25 protein-coding genes are annotated in these 22045 nt (G+C 64.4%); 14 read left to right on the plus strand and 11 right to left on the minus strand.

Features of this window, described 5'->3' with window-relative positions:
• Positions 1 to 147 precede the first annotated feature (147 nt).
• Positions 148 to 582 carry a BA14K family protein gene (locus ACVJNE_RS01180; RefSeq protein WP_499562254.1) on the plus strand — a complete coding sequence of 145 codons (435 nt, stop codon included), beginning with the start codon at positions 148 to 150 and terminating at the stop codon, positions 580 to 582.
• 32 nt (positions 583 to 614) lie between these two features.
• Here the strand turns inward: ACVJNE_RS01180 and ACVJNE_RS01185 are convergent, their stop codons facing one another.
• The 3 genes from ACVJNE_RS01185 to ACVJNE_RS01195 all read right to left on the minus strand — a co-directional run bounded on the left by ACVJNE_RS01185 (position 615) and on the right by ACVJNE_RS01195 (position 2635).
• Entirely contained in the window at positions 615 to 1256 is a 642-nt protein-coding gene (locus tag ACVJNE_RS01185; protein WP_173192668.1) for an MBL fold metallo-hydrolase, read from the minus strand.
• A 96-nt stretch (positions 1257 to 1352) separates the two neighbouring features.
• Positions 1353 to 1628 (minus strand): hypothetical protein, encoded by a 276-nt coding sequence (locus ACVJNE_RS01190; protein ID WP_421926225.1) that lies wholly within the window; start codon positions 1626 to 1628, stop codon positions 1353 to 1355.
• Between the two features lie 113 nt (positions 1629 to 1741).
• Positions 1742 to 2635, minus strand: a complete 894-nt coding sequence (locus ACVJNE_RS01195; protein ID WP_499562257.1) for a branched-chain amino acid aminotransferase — start codon at positions 2633 to 2635, stop codon at positions 1742 to 1744.
• 247 nt (positions 2636 to 2882) lie between these two features.
• Between ACVJNE_RS01195 and ACVJNE_RS01200 the strand changes: the two genes are divergently transcribed.
• Genes ACVJNE_RS01200 through ACVJNE_RS01210 form a run of 3 tightly spaced genes read left to right on the plus strand, consistent with a single transcriptional unit; the run spans position 2883 to position 5622 of the window.
• A complete protein-coding gene (locus ACVJNE_RS01200; RefSeq protein ID WP_444727506.1) occupies positions 2883 to 3416 on the plus strand; it encodes a MarR family winged helix-turn-helix transcriptional regulator in 534 nt (177 codons plus the stop codon).
• A 41-nt stretch (positions 3417 to 3457) separates the two neighbouring features.
• Positions 3458 to 4162 (plus strand): response regulator, encoded by a 705-nt coding sequence (locus ACVJNE_RS01205; RefSeq protein ID WP_368804138.1) that lies wholly within the window; start codon positions 3458 to 3460, stop codon positions 4160 to 4162.
• A 47-nt stretch (positions 4163 to 4209) separates the two neighbouring features.
• A complete protein-coding gene (locus ACVJNE_RS01210; protein WP_499562259.1) occupies positions 4210 to 5622 on the plus strand; it encodes an ATP-binding protein in 1413 nt (470 codons plus the stop codon).
• Between the two features lie 6 nt (positions 5623 to 5628).
• Here the strand turns inward: ACVJNE_RS01210 and ACVJNE_RS01215 are convergent, their stop codons facing one another.
• Positions 5629 to 6324 carry a fumarylacetoacetate hydrolase family protein gene (locus ACVJNE_RS01215; RefSeq protein ID WP_499562261.1) on the minus strand — a complete coding sequence of 232 codons (696 nt, stop codon included), beginning with the start codon at positions 6322 to 6324 and terminating at the stop codon, positions 5629 to 5631.
• Positions 6325 to 6479: 155 nt separating this feature from the next.
• On the opposite strand from ACVJNE_RS01215, the gene ACVJNE_RS01220 reads away from it, so the two are divergent.
• From ACVJNE_RS01220 to ACVJNE_RS01235, 4 genes are read left to right on the plus strand one after another with little or no spacing between them, the layout of a single operon-like run.
• Entirely contained in the window at positions 6480 to 7508 is a 1029-nt protein-coding gene (locus ACVJNE_RS01220; RefSeq protein WP_499562263.1) for an ABC transporter substrate-binding protein, read from the plus strand.
• On the plus strand, positions 7505 to 8317 hold the full coding sequence (locus ACVJNE_RS01225) for an ABC transporter ATP-binding protein (RefSeq protein WP_499562265.1): 813 nt from the start codon (positions 7505 to 7507) through the stop codon (positions 8315 to 8317). Before ACVJNE_RS01220 ends, ACVJNE_RS01225 begins: the two co-directional genes overlap by 4 nt.
• Positions 8314 to 9165, plus strand: a complete 852-nt coding sequence (locus ACVJNE_RS01230) for an ABC transporter permease (protein ID WP_312860647.1) — start codon at positions 8314 to 8316, stop codon at positions 9163 to 9165. The genes ACVJNE_RS01225 and ACVJNE_RS01230 overlap by 4 nt, the downstream gene beginning before the upstream one ends.
• A gap of 37 nt (positions 9166 to 9202) precedes the next feature.
• Positions 9203 to 9904 carry a GntR family transcriptional regulator gene (locus tag ACVJNE_RS01235; RefSeq protein WP_499562267.1) on the plus strand — a complete coding sequence of 234 codons (702 nt, stop codon included), beginning with the start codon at positions 9203 to 9205 and terminating at the stop codon, positions 9902 to 9904.
• Between the two features lie 8 nt (positions 9905 to 9912).
• Here ACVJNE_RS01235 and ACVJNE_RS01240 read toward each other — a convergent pair whose 3' ends face one another.
• The 4 genes from ACVJNE_RS01240 to ACVJNE_RS01255 all read right to left on the minus strand — a co-directional run bounded on the left by ACVJNE_RS01240 (position 9913) and on the right by ACVJNE_RS01255 (position 12036).
• Positions 9913 to 10497 carry an AAA family ATPase gene (locus tag ACVJNE_RS01240; protein ID WP_499562269.1) on the minus strand — a complete coding sequence of 195 codons (585 nt, stop codon included), beginning with the start codon at positions 10495 to 10497 and terminating at the stop codon, positions 9913 to 9915.
• Between the two features lie 18 nt (positions 10498 to 10515).
• The gene (locus ACVJNE_RS01245; protein ID WP_499562271.1) at positions 10516 to 10875 is read right to left on the minus strand and encodes a tRNA-binding protein; all 360 of its coding nucleotides are present in this window, start codon (positions 10873 to 10875) and stop codon (positions 10516 to 10518) included.
• A 10-nt stretch (positions 10876 to 10885) separates the two neighbouring features.
• Positions 10886 to 11386 (minus strand): type III secretion system chaperone family protein, encoded by a 501-nt coding sequence (locus ACVJNE_RS01250; protein ID WP_173192689.1) that lies wholly within the window; start codon positions 11384 to 11386, stop codon positions 10886 to 10888.
• Positions 11387 to 11727: 341 nt separating this feature from the next.
• Positions 11728 to 12036 (minus strand): accessory factor UbiK family protein, encoded by a 309-nt coding sequence (locus ACVJNE_RS01255; protein WP_499562273.1) that lies wholly within the window; start codon positions 12034 to 12036, stop codon positions 11728 to 11730.
• Positions 12037 to 12184: 148 nt separating this feature from the next.
• Here ACVJNE_RS01255 and lgt point away from each other — a divergent pair, with 148 nt between their 5' ends.
• The 6 genes from lgt to ACVJNE_RS01285 all read left to right on the plus strand — a co-directional run bounded on the left by lgt (position 12185) and on the right by ACVJNE_RS01285 (position 17849).
• Positions 12185 to 13030, plus strand: coding sequence for a prolipoprotein diacylglyceryl transferase (gene lgt / locus ACVJNE_RS01260; protein ID WP_499562275.1), 846 nt, complete (start codon positions 12185 to 12187; stop codon positions 13028 to 13030).
• Complete coding sequence (locus ACVJNE_RS01265; RefSeq protein WP_499562276.1) at positions 13027 to 14115, plus strand: class I SAM-dependent methyltransferase; 1089 nt, start codon at positions 13027 to 13029, stop codon at positions 14113 to 14115. Before lgt ends, ACVJNE_RS01265 begins: the two co-directional genes overlap by 4 nt.
• 100 nt (positions 14116 to 14215) lie before the next feature.
• Positions 14216 to 15010, plus strand: coding sequence for a peptidoglycan editing factor PgeF (gene pgeF / locus ACVJNE_RS01270; protein ID WP_499562278.1), 795 nt, complete (start codon positions 14216 to 14218; stop codon positions 15008 to 15010).
• Positions 15010 to 16161: a M24 family metallopeptidase gene (locus ACVJNE_RS01275; RefSeq protein ID WP_499562280.1), complete on the plus strand. Its 1152-nt coding sequence runs from the start codon at positions 15010 to 15012 to the stop codon at positions 16159 to 16161. Before pgeF ends, ACVJNE_RS01275 begins: the two co-directional genes overlap by 1 nt.
• Before the next feature lie 61 nt (positions 16162 to 16222).
• A complete protein-coding gene (locus ACVJNE_RS01280) occupies positions 16223 to 16804 on the plus strand; it encodes a hypothetical protein (protein ID WP_499562282.1) in 582 nt (193 codons plus the stop codon).
• A gap of 112 nt (positions 16805 to 16916) precedes the next feature.
• Complete coding sequence (locus ACVJNE_RS01285) at positions 16917 to 17849, plus strand: ribose-phosphate pyrophosphokinase (protein ID WP_368804124.1); 933 nt, start codon at positions 16917 to 16919, stop codon at positions 17847 to 17849.
• Positions 17850 to 17851: 2 nt separating this feature from the next.
• On the opposite strand, the gene chrA is transcribed toward ACVJNE_RS01285, so the two are convergent.
• The 3 genes from chrA to ACVJNE_RS01300 form a co-directional block, all read right to left on the minus strand.
• Positions 17852 to 19189, minus strand: a complete 1338-nt coding sequence (gene chrA / locus ACVJNE_RS01290) for a chromate efflux transporter (protein WP_499562284.1) — start codon at positions 19187 to 19189, stop codon at positions 17852 to 17854.
• A 214-nt stretch (positions 19190 to 19403) separates the two neighbouring features.
• Positions 19404 to 21017 (minus strand): ABC-F family ATP-binding cassette domain-containing protein, encoded by a 1614-nt coding sequence (locus tag ACVJNE_RS01295; protein ID WP_499562285.1) that lies wholly within the window; start codon positions 21015 to 21017, stop codon positions 19404 to 19406.
• 129 nt (positions 21018 to 21146) lie between these two features.
• The gene (locus ACVJNE_RS01300) at positions 21147 to 22016 is read right to left on the minus strand and encodes a LysR family transcriptional regulator (protein ID WP_499563164.1); all 870 of its coding nucleotides are present in this window, start codon (positions 22014 to 22016) and stop codon (positions 21147 to 21149) included.
• Between the last annotated feature and the right edge of the window lie 29 nt (positions 22017 to 22045).

The raw sequence follows: 22045 nt of genomic DNA on the forward strand, positions 1-22045 counted from the left end.
AACCTGGATCAATTGGATGCGCCGGGTCTCCGGCGCATCTGTTTCAGCCTGTCAGCGAGAGTGATCGCTCGTTCAGGTGCCGTTCAGCCGGCGAAGCCTAAATTTCTCCTCAAGCACGCGCTAAACAACGCGCATTGGCTTTTGGAGATGAACGGCGTGACAAGTCTCTTGAAGAAATCGGCTATTGCCGGCCTCATTGCGGCAACGGCAATGACTGCAGCTATGACCGCCGCGCAGGCGGGCGAACGGTGGCGCCACCGGGATCGCGGCGGCGACATGCTGGCCGCGGGTGTGCTCGGCCTCGCCGCTGGCGCCCTGATCGCGGGCGCGTCGCGACCTGCCCCGATCTACCGCGAACGCTACTACGACGACGGCTATTACGCCCCTCCCCCGGTGGTTTACGAGCGTCCGGTCCGGGTCTACGAGCAGCCGCGCCGGGTGTATGTCGAACGTTACGCGACATACGAGCCGTGGACGGATGAGTGGTACCGCTACTGCTCGGACCGCTATCGTTCGTTCGATCCGTCCAGCGGGACGTTCGTCGGATATGACGGGGTTCGCCGGTTCTGCGAAGCCAACTGACTGAAAAAGGCCCGGCGTTGCCGGGCCCTTCTTCAAACCAGGAACGGATTTCCGCGCCGCTCATCGCCGAAGCGGCCGCCGGGTCCGTGACCGCAGATGAAGCCGACATCGTCACCCAGCGGCAGCAATTTTTCCTTGATCGAGCGAATGAGGGTATCGTGGTCGCCGCCCGGCAGATCGGTGCGACCGATCGAGCCGTGAAACAGAACGTCGCCCACATGGGCAAATTTCGCCGCGCGATTGTAGAACACGACATGCCCCGGCGCATGGCCTGGACAGTGCAGCACCTCGAAATCATGCCCGGCAAACGAGACGGTCTCGCCTTCCTGCAGATAGCGGTCGGGCGTGCAGTTGCGAACGGGATCGGGCAGGCCGAACATCTGCGCCTGGCTTTCCAGGTTCGAGAGCAGTGAAGCATCCGCCTCGTGCGGCCCGACGATGTCGACGTCGAGCGCTTCCTTGAGCGCCATCGCACCGCCGGCATGGTCGATATGGCCGTGCGTGATCCAGATCGCCTCGATCGTCAGCCCGTTATCGTTGATCGCGGCAAGAATCCGGTCGACCTCCCCGCCCGGGTCGATCACCACCCCGCGCTTCTCACTCTCGTCGAAAAGGATCGTGCAGTTCTGCTGAAACGGCGTCACGGTAATGATGCCGGCTCTCAATTCGCCCATGGTTGTCTCCTCTGTTACGCCACACATGGAGAGGGCGCGGGTCAACGAAAAGGGCGGCCGCGAGGCCGCCCTCGATTTCAGCCAGAGCGGGCCGGATCAGCGATTGCCCATCTGCTTCATGACCATGCCGACTATACCGGTCAGCACGGCACCGCCCGCGCCGCCACCGATCACATCGCCCAGAATGCCGCCGAGCGCGCCGGCGTCGCCGCCCATTCCGCCGAGCAGCAACCCGCCGCCGAGACCGCCCACCCCGCCGGAGATGATCTTGATGACCTGGCTCAAGTCGACCTGCTTGAGCGCAGCGCCGACCGCCTGGCCACCGATGATCCCCGTCACGACCTGAATGATGATAGGAAGAAGCGCTTCCATATGAAGTTTCCCTCTATAACACCGGCGCGAGTCTCGCCGGCGTCGGAAGTGGAAACCCGAATTCGACTAAAGTCAAACGGAGCGACGACCTGTGGTTGCGGAGAAATGACGGCCTATTCGGCCGCCACCGCCTGCTTCGGCTGCACCTCTGCCATGTAATCTTCCATCAGGGTCTTGGCGATCTCGCCGACCTCGAAATTATAGGGGCCGATCTCCGAGACCGGCGTGACCTCTGCCGCCGTTCCGGTCAGGAACGCCTGCTCGAAACCCTCGAGTTCTTCCGGCATGATAGCCCGCTCGATCACTTCGAGGCCGCGTGCCTTGGCAAGGCCGATGACCGTGCGACGGGTAATGCCGTCGAGGAAGCAGTCCGGCGTCGACGTGTGGATCTTGCCGTCCTTGACGAAAAAGACGTTGGCGCCGGTGGCTTCGGCAACCTGCCCGCGCCAGTCGAGCATCAGTGCGTCGGCATAACCCTTTGCTTCGGCTGCATGTTTCGACAGCGTGCAGATCATGTAGAGGCCGGCAGCCTTGGAACGCGACGGAGCCGTGCGCGGGTCGGGACGGCGGTATTCCGCCATGTCGAGCCGGATGCCCTTCAGCTTCTGCGCGGGATCGAAATAGCTCGGCCACTGCCAGATGGCGATCGCGCAATTGATGCGATTGTTCTGGGCCGAGACGCCCATCATCTCCGAGCCGCGCCACGCGATCGGGCGGACATAGGCGTCTGCGAAACCCTGCATGCGCAGGAGAGTGCGGCAGGCATCGTCGATCTCGGCAACCGAGTAGGGAATGGTGAAACCGAGGATGCGGGCGGACTCGTGCAGACGCTCGGTATGCTCGGTCAGCTTGAAGATCTCGCCGCCATAGGCGCGCTCGCCCTCGAACACGGCGCTGGCATAGTGCAGCCCGTGGGTCATTACGTGAATCTTGGCCTCCGCCCATTTGACGAATTCGCCATTCATCCAGATGTGACCGTCAAGCTGGTCGAAAGGAACGGATGCCATAGATGTCTCCCTAGAGGCCCAAGGCCCTGTTTTCATTGGACGTGCGGTGCGGGATCGCCTAACCGGATACGCCGGACCGCAACTTTATGCCGAAAGCGAGGCGAGTTGAAGGAAGTTCCGGGCAAACAGCCCATGGCTTTTCTTTTCGTTCGCATTCCGGCCGAAAGATTGGCAAAAATTACCATCGGCCCGAATTTATGTCAATAAGGCTGACATAAATTCGGCGTACAGGAACGACGAGCAGGATATGACGCAGCATCCGGAGCGAAACGAGGACCCGATAAAATCGGCGTTGACGGGCGAAGACGGCATCGACTTCGCCATCATCGAGCTGTTCTTTTTCGCCTATCGTGACTTCACCTCCGACCCCGACCAGATCCTTGGCGAATACGCTTTCGGCCGTGCCCACCATCGCGTCCTGCACTTCGTCAACCGCAGGCCGGGACTCACCGTTGCCGAGCTTCTCGACGTGCTCAGGATCACCAAGCAGAGCCTCGCGCGGGTGTTAAAGCAGCTGATCGACACCGGCCACATCGTGCAGGTGCAGGGTCCGCGCGACAGGCGCCAGCGCGAGCTTTACCCCACCGCCAAGGGCCGCGGGCTTGCACTTGCGCTGGCAGCGCCCCAATCCCGCCGCATCGCCGCTGCATTGGCGGAAGCGGCACCTGGCGACCGCGCCGTAATCGAGCGGTTTCTCCTGGGCATGGTCAATCCCGAGCAGCGCGCGCAGATCGACGATCAGACAGCGACCGGGGATGACCGGCGCAGGGAGGCAGGCTAGGATCGCCGCAGGGTGGGGCATTGCACTTGAAGGACTTGCCTATGACGCAGGATTCGCATGTACCGGGCGACGATGCCCCCCATCTGCTCGTGGTCGACGACGACACCCGCATCCGCACCCTGCTGAAGCAGTTCCTGAGCGAAAACGGCTATCGCATCACCGTGGCCGGCAATGCGGACGAAGCACGGCGCAAGCTGGCCGGGCTGGATTTCGACCTGATCGTGCTCGATGTGATGATGCCGGGCGAGAGCGGCGTGCAGCTTACGAAGTCGCTGCGCGAGCAGAAGAACGTGCCGATCCTGATGCTGACCGCGCTGTCGGAAACCGACAGCCGGGTGGCCGGTCTCGAGGCCGGGGCGGACGACTACCTGCCCAAGCCGTTCGACCCGCGCGAGCTGCTGCTGCGGCTCAACAACATCCTGCGTCGCGGCGGCCCCCAGCAGACGCCGAAGGTGGAGCAGATCGTCTTCGGGCCCTACACGTTCCAGATCGCACGGCGCGAACTCAAGCGCGGCGGTGAAATCCTGAAGCTGACCGACCGCGAACAGGAGATACTGGTCATCTTCGCGGAGCGGGCCGGAGACACGATCCCGAGGCACGAGCTGGTCGGCTCGGACGCGGAGGTCGGCGAGCGCACCATCGACGTGCAGATCAACCGCCTGCGCCGCAAGATCGAGCGCGACCCGTCCAACCCGGTTTGGCTTCAGACGGTGCGCGGTGTTGGATACAGGCTCAGTGTCGAATAGACTGATGCCCCAGATGTGCCCTTGAGACGGGGCGCGGGAAAGGACTGATGGCGAGTTCCGACACACCGGCGCGCGACGAGTCAGAACGGGCCGGCGGATACCTGCGCCCGTTTGCCGGGCTGTGGAACGGGTTCGGCCGCGTCTGGCGGGTCGTCGCGCGCTATCTGCCCAAGCGCCTCTATGCGCGTTCGCTCATCATCGTGATCGCGCCGATGATCCTGCTGCAATCCGTGATCGCCTTCGCCTTCATGGAGCGGCACTGGCAGACGGTGACCCAACGCCTTTCGGCGGCGGTCACGCGCGACATCGCGGCCGTAATAGACATGATCGAGACCTACCCGCCCGGCGACAACTATGCCGAGGTCATCCGCATCGCTCAGGAGCGGCTGCAGCTCAAGATCGACATCCTGCCGCCCGATCCCCTGCCCGCCCCCGGCCCCAAGCCGTTCTTCTCGATCCTCGACTACTTCCTGAGCCAGCAGATCAACCAGCAGATCAACCGGCCCTTCTGGATCGATACGGTCGGCGCCTCCAACATCGTGGAAATCCGCGTCCGGCTGGAAGACAAGGTGCTGCGCGTCTTCGCCCGCCGCAGCCAGACCTACGCCTCGAACACGCACATCTTCCTGCTGTGGATGGTCGGCAGCTCGCTGGTGCTGATCGGCATCGCCGTGGCCTTCCTGCGCAACCAGATCAGGCCGATCCTGCGCCTTGCAGAAGCCGCGGAGAGTTTCGGCAAGGGGCGGCCGACGCCGAGCGACTTCCGGCCGCGCGGTGCGGAAGAGGTCCGGCGCGCCGGTGCCGCCTTCATACAGATGCGCGAGCGCATCGAGCGACAGATCGAGCAGCGCACCGCGATGCTGACGGGCGTCAGTCACGACCTGCGCACCATCCTCACCCGCTTCAAGCTGCAGCTTGCTCTGGGCGGCTCGAAGATGGACCGCGAAGCGCTCGACCAGGATATCGACGACATGCAGTCGATGCTGGAGGGGTATCTCGCCTTCGCTCGCGGCGAGGCCGGCGAGGATACCGGCCAGTTCGACATTGCCGCGTTCATGGAAAAGCTGTCGGAGGAAGCGAAGCTGCGCAAGCGCACGCTGACGACGTACCTGACCGGCAATCCGGAAGTCTATGTGCGGCCCAACGCCTTCTCGCGCCTGTTGTCGAACGTCGTGGGCAATGCGTTCCGTTACGCACAGACCGTGAGCATCAAGGCGACCCACGCACGCGGCTCGCTGCTGGTGATCGTCGACGATGACGGCCCCGGCATACCGGCTGAGAAGCGCGAGGAGGTGTTCAAGCCCTTTTACCGGCTGGACGACGCCCGCAACCAGGATTCCGGCGGCACGGGCCTCGGCCTGTCCATCGCGCGTGACATCGCCCGCAGCCATGGCGGCGACATCACGCTCGATGAAAGTCCGCTCGGCGGCCTGCGCGCCGTTATCCGTATTCCGGCCTGAAGCCGATCAGGCGGGGCGCTCGCCGATCTTCACCGTCAGCGGCTCGAGCCCATCGATGGTGCCGATTAGTTCGTCGCCCGGCTGCACGGGGCCGACGCCATGCGGCGTGCCGGTGAGGATGATGTCGCCGGCCTTGAGCTCGAACAGCGTCGACAGGTTCGCGATGATCTCCGGCACGCGCCAGATCAGTAGCTCGATGTCGGATTCCTGCTTGGTCTCGCCGTTGACGGTCAGCTTGATCGCCCCCTTGGAGATGTGGCCGACCTTGTCCACCGGCGATAGCGGCCCGCACGGGCAGGACTGGTCGAAGGACTTGGCGATCTCCCACGGCTTGCCGTTGCCCTGGATGTCGCGGCGGGTCATGTCTAGACCCGTGCCATAGCCCCAGATGTGGTTCAGCGCATCGCTCTCGGCAATGTTGTAGCCGCCCGACTTGAGCGCGATGACCATTTCCATCTCATGATGGAAATTCTCGGTGATCGTCGGATAGGCGATCGTTGAACCGCTCTCCACCACCGAATCCGTCGGCTTCTGGAAGAAGATCGGGGGATCACGATCCTCGTCGCCGCCCATCTCGCGAACGTGCGCGACGTAGTTTCGACCGACGCAATAGATGCGTCGTACCGGGAAGCGCTCCTTGCTGCCCGCTACAGCCAGGCTGGCCTGTTCGGGCGCGTCGATCACATATCCGTTGCTGGCCATCGTCTCCTCCTTGGTGAAGCCATGTCGGCTGGCATAATGCACATTAAGAAAGGCCGCGCATCAAAAAATAGGTTTTTGACAGCCGGAGTAAGAAATGTAGATTATGTGAGCCGTGGCGTCGGGAGGACGCCGCAGGCAAACAGGGAGGAATGACCATGAAAACTGGTTCGGATCTACGCCGCGCCGCGACGGCGGCGCTCGCGCTTTCCATCGCATCTCTGACGGGCGTCACGGGCGCTGCCTATGCGCAGGACAAGAACATAACCATCGTCGTGCCGAATCCCTCGGCCATCAACAATTTCCCGCTGCACGTCGCGATCGGCGAAGGCTATTTCGAGGAAGCAGGCATCAACGTCACTGTCGAGGCGGTCAACGGCTCGGCATCCGTGCTGCAGTCGATGGCGGCAGGCCAGGCGCAGATCGGCAACCCCGGCCCTGGGCCCCTTCTCGGTGCCAGGGCGCGCGGTGAGGATGTCGTCTTCATCTACAATCAGTTCCCGAAATCGATCTTCGGGCTGGTGGTACGCGAGGAATCCGAAGTCCAGGGTCCGGCCGACCTGAAGGGCACGGTCGTCGGCGTCGGCACGGCCGATGGCGCGGAAGTCGGCTTCAGCCGCGCGATCCTGACCGATGTCGGCCTGGCGGAAGGCACCGACTACGAGTTCCTGGCAATCGGCGACGGCGGCACAGCGGCAGCGGCGTTCCTCAACGACGAGGTCTCATCCTACGCCGCAGCGGTCAGCGACGCGGCCATCATCGAATCGCGCGGCATCCCGCTTCGCGAGATCACGCCGGAGGCATATCTTTCCTACTTCGGCAATGGCTGGGCGGTGACCCGCAGCTATCTGGATGAAAATCCGGACGTTATCGAGGCCTTTGGCAAGGCGCTCGTGAAGGGCACCAAATTCGGCATGGACCCGGCCAACAAGGACAAGGTGCTGGAGCACACCACGGCCGGTAACCCGCAGGAAGGCGAGGACCGCGAATTCGCCGAAGCGCTGCTGACAGCGATCCAGGACCGCATCACGCCGCTCGACATGTCCAACGGCTATGGCTACCAGCCGCCGGAGCATTGGCAGATGTGGCACGACAGCTCGGTCGAATCCAGCGCGCTGTCGGCTCCGCTGGAAGACCTCGAAGCGGCCTACACAAACCAGTTCGTGGAAGCATGGAACGCGGAATGACCGTCCTTCCACGGACAGATGCCATGACGGCCGGCTCGACGAGCCGGCCGGTCTACGAACTCTTCGGCGTTGCCAAGAGCTATGCCCGGGGCAATCTGCGCGCACTCGATCATGTCGACCTGACATTGCGCGAAGGCAGCTTCTCCTCGGTTATCGGCCCGTCGGGCTGCGGCAAGTCCACGCTCCTGAAGGTGATGGCGGGGCTGATCCCGCCTTCGGAGGGTGGCGTCTATCTGGAAGGCACGCCCGTCACCGGCACACGCGAGGACATCGGCATGATGTTCCAGCAGGCGACGCTTTTTCCGTGGCGCACGGTGCTGGAGAATATCGTCCTGCCGATCGAGATCCGCGACGGCAAGGCGGCAGCCCGCGCCAAGCATCGCGATGCGCTTGCCTTGCTTGAACTGGTCGGGCTTAAAGGCTTCGAAGGTCGCTGGCCGCATGAGCTGTCGGGCGGCATGGCTCAGCGCGCCGCCATCTGCAGGATGCTGGTGACGGAACCGGCGGTGTTGCTGCTTGACGAGCCCTTCAGTGCGCTCGACGAGCTCTCGCGCGACTTCATGAACATGGAGCTGCAGCGCATCTGCATGGAGCGCAACGCCACCGCCTTCCTCATTACCCATTCGATTCCCGAGGCCGTGATCCTGTCGGACACGGTCTACGTCATGTCGCCGCGCCCGGGGACGTTCGTCGAGACGGTCGAGATCGACCTGCCTCGCCCGCGCACCCTCGACATGATGACCGACGCCAAGTTCGGCGACTACGTACGCCGCATCCGTGCGCGACTCGACAAGGGAGCTTTCCTGTGACCATCGCGACCGACCCGCAGGCTCGACGTCCCGACACGGTCTGGACCGAGCATGTAACCTTCATCGACCGCATACCGCGCTCCATCGCGATGGCCGGCATCATGATTGCCTTTCTGGCGGTATGGCAGCTTGTCCACATTTCCGGGCTGGTTTCGCCGATCATCCTGCCGGGGCCGTGGGAGACCGGCGAGGACATCGTCTTCGTTGCGAAAAACCTCGCCAGCGGCGGCTACATGCTGGGCGCGCTGTGGATCACGGTCAAGGAAGTCATCTACGGCTTCGCCATCGCGCTTGCGATCGGCTTCACCCTGGGCGTGCTGGTCGGCGAGTTCACCTTCGGCGAGCGCGCCGTGCTGCCCTATCTCGTGGCGATCGACACCATGCCGAAAGTGGCTTTCGCGCCGATCTTCCTCGCCTGGCTGGGTTTCGGCATCTCGTCCAAGGTCGCGCTCGCGGCCTTCATCGCCACCTTCCCGATCGTGGTCGGTACGGCAGCCGGCCTGCACGCAGCCGACGAGAACGCGCGCGCCCTCTTCCGGACCATGGGCGCGAGCCGCTGGCAGACGCTGTTCAAGATGAAGCTGCCGCTCGGCATGCCGCAGATGTTCACCGGGCTGAAGATCGCCGCAGTCGGTGTCATGGCTGGTGCGATTACCGGGGAGTTCCTTGGCGGCGGCAAGGGTTTCGGCGAGCTGATCCGCGTTGCCGCCTCGCAGCTCAACACGCCGCGTGTCTTCTCTCTCATCATCTTCCTGAGCCTGCTCGGCCTCGCTCTCTTCTGGACGGTGGTCTGGCTGGAGCGCCGTCTCGTATTCTGGCAAAGGTCCGGTGCTGGAAAATTCGGCTGACGCGTGGCACGGGAGCACGAAAACTGCGGAACGCTGCATGGCATTGAATGAAACAGAGATTGATGCCGCCGGGCGCGGGGAAAAGACGACGGCAGCGACCGCCGTCTACCGTCAGCTTCGCCAGGACATTCTCAAGGGCAACTTCAAGCCTGGCCAGAAGCTGCAGATCGACCAGGTGGCGACGCGCTACGGCAGCGGCACCAATCCGGTGCGCGAGGCGCTCAACCGCCTGTCGTCGGAACACCTCGTCGACCGGCACGACCAGCGCGGCTTCTTCGTGCCGCCGCTGTCGATGGAGCGCCTGCGCGAACTGGTAAAGACACGCTGCTGGCTGGAATCGATTGCGCTGGAGGAGTCCATCGCCAACCGCACTCCCGGCTGGGAGGATGGCATCGTCCTGACTTTCCACCACCTGTCACGCACACCGATCCGCACGCCGGAGGAAGGCGGCGACAACTCCGAATGGGAAGTCAGGCACCGGGCGTTCCATAACGCGCTGATTTCAGGCTGCGGATCGACATGGCTGATCGGCTTCTGCAACGAGATGATGGATCACGCAGAGCGCTACCGCTACATTTCCATGAGCACCTATCCGCGCCGCGATTCCGTCGTCGAGCACCGGCTGATCATGGAGGCTGCGCTCGATGGCGACGTGGAGCTGGCGACGACGCGGCTGACCGATCAGTGCCGGCTCACCCTGCGCCATCTCGAGGAACAGGTGGCCGCCGCCGGCGGCTGACCGCCCTGTCAGGCCGGCAGATTGGCGATCACGAAATCCGCCCGCTCGGCGACCGACGCTTTCGGAACCTCCACCAACTCGTAACCCGCGGCCATGTAGCCTTCGACAAGCGCATCATATTCGCGGCATGCATCCGTGAACGATTTCGAGCGCTCTGCCTCGTCGACATAGATTTCCCGCCAGGGCGGCGTGACGAAGACTGAAGGCGCGTAGCGATAGGTCTCGACCGCGCGGCGCAGGTGTCCCGGAACATCGAGCCCCTTCATTTCGAGAAACGACGCCAGGTCGACAAGCGAGCGGTCGAAGAAGATGGCGCGTTCGCCGGGGGCTGTGGTGTTGAACAGGTGCATCGTGCGCGATGCGGCAAGGGCGACGAACTGCGTTGCATCGGTCCATGGCAGCGCTTCGCCGCCCAGATGCATCTGCTCGCGTACGATCTGACGGCCGGCCTCGGGGCAAACCGTGTAGCCTCGATCAGCCAGCGCGCCGAGCAGCGTCGACTTGCCGCCGCCGGAACATCCGGTAAGCACCACAGCCAGGCGGCTGGCGACCAGCGCCGGATTGCCGGGCAGATAGGCATCTTCGTCAAGCATAGGGTTTGAGGCTTTCGCCTAGAAAAGCTTGCCGCCGTTCGGCACCGGCTTGTCGATCGCGGCGAGCACAACCTCGCCGTCCTGGTCCGGGAAACCGACCGTCAGCACTTCCGACATGAACTTGCCGATCTGGCGCGGCGGGAAGTTCACCACCGCCATCACCTGCCGCCCCACGAGCGTTTCCGGCGTGTAGTGTTTGGTGATCTGCGCGGAGGTCTTCTTCTCGCCGATATCCGGCCCGAAATCGATCCATAGCTTGATCGCCGGCTTGCGCGCTTCCGGGTACGGCTCCGCGGCGACGATGGTGCCGGCACGGATGTCGACCCGGTCGAAATCGTAATAAGTGATCTCGGGCCTCGGCCCGGCATCCTTGCTCATGGCGATGCCCTCAGCAGGAGCCCTGCGTCTCGAACAGCACGTTCGAGAGCGCGTCGCGGGCGCTCGAACCCGACCAGATGACGAACTGGAATGCCTGGAAATAGCATTCGCAGGCTTCGAGCGCCGACGACAGCAGCACCTCGACCTGCTGGCTGGTGGGCTCTGCGCCGCCGGCCAGCAGCAGCGCCTGGCGGAACATGATCGCGCCCTCCTGCTCCCACAGGTCGAAATGGCCGAACAGCATCTGCTCGTTGATCAGCGACAGCAGGCGCATCACCTCCAGCGCGCGGTTCTCGGGCACCTTGATGTCGAAGGCGCAGGCCAGATGCAGCGCCTCGAAATCCTCCATCCAGGAGAAGGAAACGTGATAGTCGGTCCATGTACCGGCGACCGATATGGCGATCTCGTCGTCGCCGGTTCGCTCGAACGACCAGTCGTTCATGTTCGCGACGTGCTCGATGACATCCACCGGGTGGAGGTCGCGCGCTACGTCAAGTTCAAGCAGGTCCATCAAAAGTCTCTTCCCGTCGGTCATGAGGCGGCATTCACGCACACCTGATTACGGAGCACGCGGCACGAGAAATCGGCTACTGAGGAAGGAAGGGAGGCAAGCAACGCATACAAGGCTCTGCCGGTCCCCACCGCCCGGCACATGCGGGCCGCCAAATCGCGTCCCGAATCATGCAACAAATTCAGTCTATTGATGCAGAGTCGCCTGAACACCCCTTTTTTAGCGGAGTGGCATTCTGCGATGTGGATAGAGATTCAGGGGCTGATTCAAAGCCGGAGTCTAAGCGACTCTCGCCAAAGCGTTTTTCGCAGTGGCCGAATGTGGAAAACTTGACGCGGATTTTACGAAGTTTTTTTGGCGCGGGGCTTCGCAGCGGGCTTTTCAGCCGCCTTGGACGCGCCTCCGCCGAGCCTGGCTTCAAGCTCCGCCACGCGCGCCGCCAGCTTTTCGTTTTCAGCGCGCGCTTTCAGCGCCATCTCGCGCACGGCCTCGAACTCTTCCCGCTGGACGATTTCCATCGAGTTGAGGATACGCTCGGCCTGTCCGCGAAACGCCGTCTCGACCTCCTTGCGCACGCCCTGGGCAGCGCCGGCAGCGTCGGTCATCAGCTTGGCGAACTCGTCGAGAATGCGGTTGGGTCCGGTCGACATGGTCAGGGGCCTCGCTGTTTCTTCACATGAGGAAGTAGTGGGCGACGCGGGCGAATGCAAGACACATGGCGTCGCGCCCGCGCCTTGACCTCGCCATGGCCTCGGCTCATATGGGTCGCCAACGCAACCGGCAACCGGGGTGCCAGACTTGACCGAACTTCTCCTGCCTCTGGCCGCCCTGCCATTTCCCGAAATCGACCCTGTCATCGTCCAGATCGGCCCGCTGGCCATACACTGGTATGGGCTGGGCTATGTGGTCGGCATCCTGTTCGCGTGGTGGTACGCGCGCCGGCTGGTCGCCAATGACAGGCTCTGGGCCGGCGGCAAGTCGCCGCTGACCGCCGAGGACATAGACGACTTCCTGATCTGGGCGGCTGCCGGCGTCGTGCTCGGCGGCCGCATCGGCTACATCCTGTTCTACGACCTCGCCCGTTACATTGAGCGACCGGCCGACATACTGGCCGTCTGGCAGGGGGGCATGTCGTTTCATGGCGGGTTGGCAGGCGTCACCGTTGCCATGATCGCCTTCGCCTTCCGGCGCGGCTTCAGCCCCTGGAGCCTGTTCGACACGATCGCTGCAGGCGTGCCCGTCGGCTTCGGTCTGGTGCGCGTCACTAACTTCATCAATTCCGAGCTTTGGGGTCGCCCGAGCGACGTTCCCTGGGCGATGGTGTTCCCCAATGGCGGGCCGGAGCCGCGCCACCCGAGCCAGCTTTACGAGGCGCTGTTTGAAGGGCTTGTACTCTTCATCGTGCTGCGCCTGCTGACCCACTCGGCGCTGAAGCTCAAGCAACCGGGTTTCGTCGCAGGCGCGATGGTGGCCTGCTACGGCGCCGCGCGCATCTTCGTGGAGTTCTTCCGCGAACCCGACGCCCATATCGGCTACCTCGTCGGGGGTTGGCTGACCATGGGCATGGTGCTGTCCGTGCCGCTGCTCATTATCGGCGGTTGGGCGATGCTGCGGGCGAACCGGGCCGCCGCCGCCGCACAATGACGGCACTGAGGCAAAAGCTGATCCGGCTGATTGAGGCCAGCGGCCCGATTTCCGTCTCCGAATACATGGCGGCCTGTTTGTTCGACCCGCAGGACGGCTATTACACGTCGCGCGAACCATTCGGCGCCGGCGGCGATTTCATCACCGCGCCGGAGATCAGTCAGATGTTCGGCGAACTGCTCGCGGTCTGGGCCTGGTCGGCCTGGTCGGCCAACGGCAAGCCGGTGCCGTCCATCCTCGCCGAAATCGGACCGGGCCGCGGCACGCTGATGGCGGACATGCTGCGCACGCTCGGTCATCTCGACTCGTCCTTCGTAACGCTGACCCGCGTGGCAATGATAGAGGCGAGCGCGCGCCTGACCGAAATCCAGCGCGGCAAGCTCGAAGCCGGACGGGCGCGGCCGACATGGTATCAGGACATATCCGCCCTGCCCGATCTGCCGCTCGTCATCGTCGGCAACGAGCTGTTCGACGCCTTGCCCGTGCGCCAGTTCGTCAAGACGCCGCGCGGCTGGCGCGAGCGCATGGTCGCGCTCGACGATGAAGGTCAACTCTCATTCGCAGCCGGCATGAGCGGGCTCGACGAGGCCCTGTTGCCTGCGGATGCAGCCGACGCGCCGGATGGCGCGATCGTGGAGCTGGCGCCAGCGCGCGAAGCCCTGATGGATACGGTCGCCACGCGGATTGCAAAGCGAGGCGGCGCCGGCATCTTCATCGACTATGGTCATATGCAGCCCGGCATCGGCGACACGCTGCAGGCAATGCGCGCGCACCGGTTCGATGACGTGCTGGCCAATCCCGGCGAAGCAGACCTGACCTCGCATGTGGATTTCGCTGCCCTTGCGACCGTCGCACGCGCCCGCGGCCTGGAAACCCGCCTGATGACCCAGGGCGATTTCCTGGTCACCATGGGCCTGCTGGAACGCGCCGGGGCGCTGGGGGCAAACTGCGACGCCGCGACGCGGGACCGCCTGGAAGGCGAGGTGCAGCGGCTTGCGGGGCCTGATGCAATGGGCACGCTGTTCAAGGTTCTGCTGGTCGCGCCGAAGGGCATCGCACTGCCGCCGGACATCGCGACGGATTGACTTTTCCCCCTCGCCTGCCCCACGATCCGCGCTCAAACGGTCACCGTGAGAACGACAGGCAATGTTGCGAGACGGTGGCACGAAGGGACAAAGGCGGCGCATGCTGGAAACTGTTCGACCGGACCCGATCCGGTCTCCGGTGCTTGAGAGATTCGCGCAAAGCGGCGTCAGGCACGGGTTCTTCACCCGTGCCGGCGGTGTCTCGGATGGCATCTACAAGGGCCTGAATGCCGGTGTCGGCTCGCAGGATTCGACCGAAAGCGTCATCGAGAATCGCCGCCGCGTCGCGGCATGGATGGGCGTCGGAGCCGACCGGCTGCTGACCCTCTATCAGGTTCATTCACCCGATGCGCTCGTCGTGAGCGAGCCCTTCGACGCCCCGCGCCCGAAAGCGGACGCCATGGTCACCGACCGGCCCGGCCTTGCGCTCGGCGTACTGGCCGCCGATTGCGGCCCGATACTCTACGCCGATGGCGAGGCAGGCGTGATCGGCGCCGCCCATGCCGGCTGGAAGGGTGCACTGACGGGCGTGCTGGAATCCACGATCGAGGCGATGGAAGGGCTGGGCGCAAAGCGCGAGCGTATCGCGGCCGTGCTTGGCCCATCGATCGGCCCGGAAAACTACGAGGTCGGCCCGGAATTTGTTCAGCGTTTCGTCGACGCCGATCCGGCGAACCAAGATTACTTCGCTCCCTCAAAGCAGGCCGGCCACGCGATGTTCGATCTCAGCCGCTACACGGTCGACCGCCTGCTACGGGCCGGCGTGGCGGCGAGCGCGATCGGCCGTTGCACCTATGCCGACGAGGCCAGTTTCTTCTCCTACCGGCGCGCGACGCACCGCAAGGAGCCCGACTATGGACGCCAGATTTCGGCGATCGTTCTGGAGGACCGCTGATGGCGCTGCATTTCGAAAAGACCGAGTTCGACGCGCGACGCGATCGTCTCATCATCGAGATGGCCGACCGCAAGCTCGATGCCATGCTGCTCTTCGCACAGGAGAGTATGTACTGGCTGACGGGCTACGACACATTCGGCTTCTGCTTCTTCCAGTGCCTTGTGGTGAAGGCGGACGGCTCGATGGTGCTGATGACGCGTTCGGCCGACCTGCGTCAGGCGCGCCACACCTCCATCCTCGACAACATCGTGGTGTGGACGGACCGTGACGGGGCCAATCCGGCCGCCGAACTGCGCAACCTGCTCAACGACATGGATCTGCTGGGCTGCCGCATCGGCGTTGAATATGACACGCACGGCCTGACGGCGAAGAACGGCCGGCTGCTGGACGAGCAGCTCAAGACGTTCGCAAGCGCCGAGGACGCATCCGACATCATGCAGCGGCTGCGCCTGCTCAAGAGCGCGGCCGAGATAGCCAAGGCGCAGAAGGCCGCGGCACTCGCCGATGATGCGCTCGATGCGGCGCTGCCTCTCATCAAGCAGGGCGGCGACGAGGGCGCGATCCTGGCTGCCATGCAAGGCGCGGTCTTCGCAGGCGGCGGCGACTACCCCGCCAACGAGTTCATCATCGGCTCCGGCGCCGATGCGCTGCTCTGCCGCTACAAGGCAGGACGTCGCAAGCTCAACAAGAACGACCAGCTCACGCTCGAATGGGCCGGCGTCTTCCACCATTATCACGCGCCGATGATGCGCACGATCCTGACCGGCAAGGCATCCAAACGGCATCAGGAGCTGTTCGAGGCCGCGCGGGAAGCGCTGCTTGCCGTGGAAAAGGCCATGGTGCCGGGCAAGTCCTTCGGCGATGTGTTCGATGCACATGCCCGGGTGATGGAAGCGCACGGCCTGACCCGGCATCGGCTCAACGCGTGCGGCTATTCGGTTGGCGCACGCTTCACGCCGTCATGGATGGACATGCCGATGTTCTACGGAGGCAATCCCGAGCCGATCGCGCCCGACATGACCCTGTTCGCCCACATGATCATCATGGATTCCGACAGCGAAACCGCGATGACCCTCGGCCGGACATATCTGACGACGGATGGGGACCCAAAACCGCTGTCCCGCCATGATCTCGACTTGATCGTACAGTGATTCCATTATGAGGGACGAAAACCGGTGCGCCCGCATCCCGGCGCACAGGAGGACTATCGGCATGTCACGCCCGGCCCTTTACGCAATATTTTTCGGCACCGCCCTGGTGCTTTCCGCCTGCACCAGCACCCAGGACGTGCTGGAGCCGTCCGCGCTCGTCAGTGCCGACACGCCGACCTTGCCGCCGCAGCCGGATTCGCCTTCGGTTGAACCGGCAACACCCGCACCTGCCGCGCAGCCTGCGGCCGGCCCGCAAACCGACGTGGCGGCGATCAGCACCAACGCCCGCGTCCAGTTCGCGCCGGTTGTGGGTGCAGCCAGCGAGGCGTCGACGCCTTTAGCTGCGCGGCTCTCAGCACGGGCCACCCAGCGCGGCATCACGCTGGTGCAGTCGGGCGACAGTTCGGCCACGCTGGTGATGAAAGGCTACTTCTCAACGATCGCCGACGACGGACGCACGACGGTCATCTATGTGTGGGACGTGGTCGATCCCGCGGGTACGCGCATTCACCGTATTCAGGGGCAGGCAACGTCGGCCGCGCGCGGTGAAGGCTGGTCGTCGGTGGACCCGGCAACGATGGAATCGATAGCCGACCGCACCGTCGACGAGCTGGCCAACTGGCTCGTGGCGCGGCCCGGCTGATGCGGCAAAAGCCATTTGCCGAGCGAGATAGAGGGGAAATCGTCCCCTTCGCGCTTGCAATACCGGCTCACACCGGTAAAAGCCCGCTCATATCCTTCGCCGGGGAAATTTCATGAAGCTTTTTGCGGGCAACTCCAACCGGGTGCTGGCCGAAGCCGTCGCCCGCTACCTCAATATCTCGCTGGGCAAGGCCAGCGTCAGGCGCTTCGCCGACCAGGAGATATTCGTCGAGATCCAGGAGAACGTGCGCGGCGAGGATGTTTTCGTTCTCCAGTCGACGTCGTACCCGGCCAACGACCACCTGATGGAACTGCTGATCATGATCGACGCCTTCCGTCGGTCCTCGGCGCGCCGCATCACGGCGGTCATTCCCTATTTCGGCTATGCTCGGCAGGACCGCCGCGCATCGGGCCGCACGCCGATCTCGGCCAAGTTGGTCGCCAACCTGATCACCCAGGCCGGCGCCGACCGCGTGCTCACGCTCGATCTTCACGCCGGCCAGATCCAGGGCTTCTTCGACATCCCGACCGACAACCTCTTTGCGGTGCCGGTGCTCGCCCGCGACGTGAAGCGCAACTACGAACTGCCGAACGTGATGGTGGTATCGCCCGACGTCGGCGGCGTCGTGCGCGCCCGCGCGCTCGCCAAGCGGCTCGATGCGCTTCTGGCCATCGTCGACAAGCGCCGCGAGAAGCCGGGCGAATCGGAAGTCATGAACATCATCGGCGACGTGCGCGGCAAGGACTGCCTGCTGATCGACGACATCGTCGATTCCGGCGGCACGCTCTGCAATGCCGCCGATGCGCTTCTCGCGAACGGCGCCACCAGCGTGACGGCCTATATCACCCACGGCGTTCTGTCGGGCGGCGCGGTCGCGCGCATCGCCTCCTCTCAACTCAAGGAACTGGTGACCACCGATTCCATCCAGCCGACATCAGGGGTCGAGGCCGCGCACAACATACGCGTCGTCTCGATTGCCGACCTGATCGGCGAGGCGATCTCGCGGACAGCCACCGAGGAATCGGTTTCGAGCCTCTTCGACTAGGCTCAGGCGAGCAGCCAGACCATCCCGGCCAGCGCCGACGCGGCCAGCACCGGGATCATCCCGATTTTCAGGCGCAAGAGTGCGATGGCCGCAGCCAGCCCGATGACGGCCGCTGCCGGATCGAAGCTGGCGGGGTCGGGCACGGCGACGCTGAACGGGCCGAAGCCGCGCTCGTCCACCGTCGCGAAAAGCACGTGGATTGCGAACCACAGGGCCAGATTGGCGATCACGCCCACAACGGCAGCCGTAACCCCCGCAAGCGCGGCGGCCAGCCAGCGCACGTTGCGCACCGTCTCGACATAGGGCGCGCCGGCGAAAATCCACAGGAAGCACGGCGCGAAGGTGAACCACAGCGCCACCAACGCACCCAGCACCCCGCCGGTGACCGGCTCTAGTGCCGCAAGGCGCGCGCCGCCGAGATAACCCACGAACAGCAGAACCAGGATCAGCGGCCCGGGCGTCGTCTCGGCCAGCCCCAGCCCGGTCAGCATCTCGTCTGGCCGAAGCCATCCGTAGACCTCGACCGCCTGCTGGGCGACATAGGCCAGAACGGCATATGCGCCGCCGAAGGTCACCGTCGCCATGATGGAGAAGAAGCGCGCTTCCTGCGAAAAGACGTGCTCCACGCCAAGCGCAGCCTGCACCAGGAAGAGCGGCAGCAGCCAGATTGCCAGCCAGACGGCACTGGTGCGAATGAAACGCGACCACGATGGCCTTGCCCATTCCGGCATGGCCTGTCCAGCATCGGCTAAATCCGCCGTGTCGCTGTCCGAACGCCCGGAGAGCAGATGCGCAGCGGCACCCACAAGTGCGGCGCCGAGCACGATCAGCGGGAATGGCACCTGCAGGAACGCGATGGCGACGAACGCAACAACGGCGAGCACGGCCAGCCATCGGCTCTTCAGCGCGCGTCGGGATACCTTGATCAGCGCTTCCAGCACCACGGCCAGCACGGCTGCCTTCAGGCCGAAGAGCATGCCCTGGACCAGCGTCACCTCGCCGGCCAGCAGGTAGATCGTCGACAGCGCGATGAGCACGGCGGCACCCGGCAGCACGAAAAGCAGACCAGCCACGAGCCCACCGCGCACGCCCTGCACGAGCCAGCCGGCATAGGTGGCAAGCTGCATCGCCTCCGGCCCCGGCAGGAGCATGCAGTAGTTGAGCGCGTGCAGGAAACGCGGCTCGTCCAGCCAGCGCTTTTCCTCGACGAGCACGCGGTGCATCAGCGCGATCTGGCCGGCCGGGCCGCCGAACGACAGCAGGCCGATCTTGGCGAATACGGCGAAGAGCTCTCCGATGCCGGGTTCCGAAACGGGTCTCACCCGGTCTTTCTGATCCATCGTATCCAAGGCTCCAGTGACAACGCCCTGCGTCCTTCGAGACTCGCTGTGCTCGCACCTCAGGACGAGGAGCGCTGTGCGGCGTTCTGGTATACTCGTGGGCTCGACCGCCATCGAGCCCCCTGTGAGCTGGTTCGATCAGCCCACCTCCCCTCATCCTGAGGTGCGAGCGCAGCGAGCCTCGAAGGACGCACAACTCCTTTGAGCAAACTGCCTATCCGCGTATCTGCGACAGCTTGATAACGTTGCCGTCTTGTTCAAGGAAAATTCGCCGCTCGATACCGATCGCCTCCAGAAACGCCTCGTCGTGGCTGACCACCAGCAGCGCGCCGCCGAAGGTGTTGAGGCCGTCTTCCACCTCGGCGACGGAATCGAGATCGAGGTGGTTGGTCGGCTCGTCGAGGATCAGCAGTTCCGGCGGCGTCTGGCCGGCGGCCACGCACGCCAGCCCCGCCCGCAACCTTTCGCCGCCCGATAGCGTACCGACGACCTGCAAGGCGGCATCGGCGCGAAATGCGTAGCGCGCCAGCGCCGAACGACATTCGAACTCGCTGGCGCCCGGGTTGATGCGCCGGTAGTTTTCGAGGATCGAAGCACCGGCTTCCAGCAGGCTGACATGCTGGTCGAAGAAGGCAAGGCTCGCCTCGACGCGGAGTTCGCCTCCGAGCGGCGGAATGATGCTCGCCAGCGTTTTCAGCAGGGTGGATTTTCCGGCGCCGTTCGGCCCGACGATTGCGATGCGTTCCGGCCCGGTGACGTTCAGCGTGATCGTGGCCAGCGGCCGACCATCGAATCCGACCGCAAGGTCGCGGGCGTCGACAAGCAGCTTGCCCGCCGGCACGTCACGGGAAGCGACGCCCGCCGTGAACGGCGTCACCCGCTCGAGCGCTTCACGGCTGCGGCTGAGCCGTTCCTGTGCCTCCGCCTCCAGCCGTCCGGCGATCCCGCTGTTGCGCGCGGCAGTCGCTTCGGCTCGCTGCTGGCGTGCATCGAGCAGAATTTTCGGGTCGGAACTGGTCGCCCGCGCCTTGCGCCCCGCGGAATCGCGCTTCACCTGGCGTTCACGTGCAGCCTGGGCGGCACGGGCCACCTGCCGTGCGTTGCGGTCGGCGGCCTCGGCCTCCCTTTCCGCCAATGCCTTCTGGGCATCGCGCTGCTCGCGGTAGGCATCATACCCGCCGCCATAGCTGCGCGCCCCGTGCGACGAAAGCTCCACGATCCGGTCCATCCGGTTGAGCAGCGTCCTGTCATGGCTGACGACGACGGCGCCGCCTTTCCAGCTTTCAAGGAAGCCGTGCAACATCTTCCGCCCGTCGCGGTCGAGGTTGTTTGTGGGCTCATCCAGCAGGATCATGTCTGGCCGGTCAAAGGAGAGGGCTCCCAGCGCCGCGCGTGTTCTCTGGCCACCACTGAGGCTTACGAGCTGCCGCCCGGGCGCGATGCCTGCAAGCCCGACATCAGCAAGCGCCTTGTCCACTCGTGCCTCCAACGTCCAGTCGGCCTCGGCGATCTCCTCGACACTCGCGCGACCGGCTTCGATTTTGCCCAGCAATGTCAGCCGATCGACGACACCGAACAGGCTCGCCACTGTTTCGTCGTCACCGACATCGGCCATCTGCCGCAGCAGCGCGACACGCCCGCTCCCCCGGACGGCGCCCGAAGTCGGCCGCAGGCCGCCGGCCAGGATCGCGATCAGCGACGACTTGCCGATGCCGTTGCGCCCGACGAGGCCGGCGCGTTCGGAGCCGAAGGCGAGATTGAGATTTTCGAAAAGCGGCCGGCCGTCAGGAAGCCGGAAGGAAAGGTCGTGAACGGAAAGAACAGGCATGCGACACCGGAATAATGGATGCGAAACGGGCGGAGACAGCGCGCTTTGCATCGTTCATCGGTGTCACTCCTTCAAAATCGGTCGCTGCCGATATAGGGCCTTTCAGCGCTGGTTTGAACCCCTGTCCTGTCAGGCTGCCGCAATTCCGTGCTGCATACGGAACGCATCGCGGATCGCATCCGCCATGCCGTTGACGGCCGCGCCGCGCGCGGTCGGGCGCTGGTAGAGCACGACGTTGGACGCGTCGATCCCGCCAAAGCCGTCCTCCGTCGTCAACTCACGACAGCCTGAAGGAATGTTGCTGCGCGACAGGGGCGCGATCGCAAGGCCCGATGCCACGGCAAGCTTGAGCCCGCTGCTCATGTCGCTGCGATACGCGACGCGATAGTCCAGCCCGAGATTTTCCAGCGACCGTATGGCGAACTCGGTACACCAGCCGGAATTCTCGTAGAGCGCTATCGGCACCGGCGACTGTTCGTGGACATGATGGGTCTCGGAGGTCGCCCACACCGTCGGGTCCACCATGAGCACCTCGCCGCGCGGCGAATCCTGCCATTCGAAGACAACCGCAAGGTCGAGGTCGCCCCGCTCCAGCGCCGCCATCTGCGCCGACGAGCTGGCATAGCGCACCATGATCTCGACATTGGAATGCATGTTGTTGAACGTCGCCAGCGCGCGCGGCAGCACGGTCGTCCCGTATTCCTCCGGGATGCCGATGCTCACCCTTCCTTCGAGTGCAGGCGCCGTCAGCGAGGCCGCCGTCTCGTCGAGCAGCGACACGATCCGCCTGGCATTGACCAGCAGTTCCTCGCCGCGCCGGGTGAGCGCAACACCGCGCGGGCCGCGCTCGAACAGCGGATCTCCGACCATGTCCTCCAGCCGCTTGATCTGCAGGCTGACCGCCGACTGGGTACGTCCCACCACGCCGGCGGCCTTGGTGAAATTCTCCATGTCGGCCACCGCGACGAACGTGCGCAGCAGGTCGCTGTCGAGGTGCATGGTCACGACAAGGCATTCCCATTTCTCAT

This window comes from Mesorhizobium sp. DxT (genome assembly GCF_058448885.1).

Bases quoted from the DNA above. Each gene is read 5' to 3' on its own strand.
- ACVJNE_RS01180 (WP_499562254.1), top strand. From the start codon at position 148: ATGAACGGCGTGACAAGTCTCTTGAAGAAATCGGCTATTGCCGGCCTC.
- ACVJNE_RS01185 (WP_173192668.1), bottom strand. From the start codon at position 1,256: ATGGGCGAATTGAGAGCCGGCATCATTACCGTGACGCCGTTTCAGCAG.
- ACVJNE_RS01190 (WP_421926225.1), bottom strand. From the start codon at position 1,628: ATGGAAGCGCTTCTTCCTATCATCATTCAGGTCGTGACGGGGATCATC.
- ACVJNE_RS01195 (WP_499562257.1), bottom strand. From the start codon at position 2,635: ATGGCATCCGTTCCTTTCGACCAGCTTGACGGTCACATCTGGATGAAT.
- ACVJNE_RS01200 (WP_444727506.1), top strand. From the start codon at position 2,883: ATGACGCAGCATCCGGAGCGAAACGAGGACCCGATAAAATCGGCGTTG.
- ACVJNE_RS01205 (WP_368804138.1), top strand. From the start codon at position 3,458: ATGACGCAGGATTCGCATGTACCGGGCGACGATGCCCCCCATCTGCTC.
- ACVJNE_RS01210 (WP_499562259.1), top strand. From the start codon at position 4,210: ATGGCGAGTTCCGACACACCGGCGCGCGACGAGTCAGAACGGGCCGGC.
- ACVJNE_RS01215 (WP_499562261.1), bottom strand. From the start codon at position 6,324: ATGGCCAGCAACGGATATGTGATCGACGCGCCCGAACAGGCCAGCCTG.
- ACVJNE_RS01220 (WP_499562263.1), top strand. From the start codon at position 6,480: ATGAAAACTGGTTCGGATCTACGCCGCGCCGCGACGGCGGCGCTCGCG.
- ACVJNE_RS01225 (WP_499562265.1), top strand. From the start codon at position 7,505: ATGACCGTCCTTCCACGGACAGATGCCATGACGGCCGGCTCGACGAGC.
- ACVJNE_RS01235 (WP_499562267.1), top strand. From the start codon at position 9,203: ATGGCATTGAATGAAACAGAGATTGATGCCGCCGGGCGCGGGGAAAAG.
- ACVJNE_RS01240 (WP_499562269.1), bottom strand. From the start codon at position 10,497: ATGCTTGACGAAGATGCCTATCTGCCCGGCAATCCGGCGCTGGTCGCC.
- ACVJNE_RS01245 (WP_499562271.1), bottom strand. From the start codon at position 10,875: ATGAGCAAGGATGCCGGGCCGAGGCCCGAGATCACTTATTACGATTTC.
- ACVJNE_RS01250 (WP_173192689.1), bottom strand. From the start codon at position 11,386: ATGGACCTGCTTGAACTTGACGTAGCGCGCGACCTCCACCCGGTGGAT.
- ACVJNE_RS01255 (WP_499562273.1), bottom strand. From the start codon at position 12,036: ATGTCGACCGGACCCAACCGCATTCTCGACGAGTTCGCCAAGCTGATG.
- ACVJNE_RS01265 (WP_499562276.1), top strand. From the start codon at position 13,027: ATGACGGCACTGAGGCAAAAGCTGATCCGGCTGATTGAGGCCAGCGGC.
- pgeF (WP_499562278.1), top strand. From the start codon at position 14,216: ATGCTGGAAACTGTTCGACCGGACCCGATCCGGTCTCCGGTGCTTGAG.
- ACVJNE_RS01275 (WP_499562280.1), top strand. From the start codon at position 15,010: ATGGCGCTGCATTTCGAAAAGACCGAGTTCGACGCGCGACGCGATCGT.
- ACVJNE_RS01280 (WP_499562282.1), top strand. From the start codon at position 16,223: ATGTCACGCCCGGCCCTTTACGCAATATTTTTCGGCACCGCCCTGGTG.
- ACVJNE_RS01285 (WP_368804124.1), top strand. From the start codon at position 16,917: ATGAAGCTTTTTGCGGGCAACTCCAACCGGGTGCTGGCCGAAGCCGTC.
- chrA (WP_499562284.1), bottom strand. From the start codon at position 19,189: ATGGATCAGAAAGACCGGGTGAGACCCGTTTCGGAACCCGGCATCGGA.
- ACVJNE_RS01295 (WP_499562285.1), bottom strand. From the start codon at position 21,017: ATGCCTGTTCTTTCCGTTCACGACCTTTCCTTCCGGCTTCCTGACGGC.
- ACVJNE_RS01300 (WP_499563164.1), bottom strand. From the start codon at position 22,016: ATGCACCTCGACAGCGACCTGCTGCGCACGTTCGTCGCGGTGGCCGAC.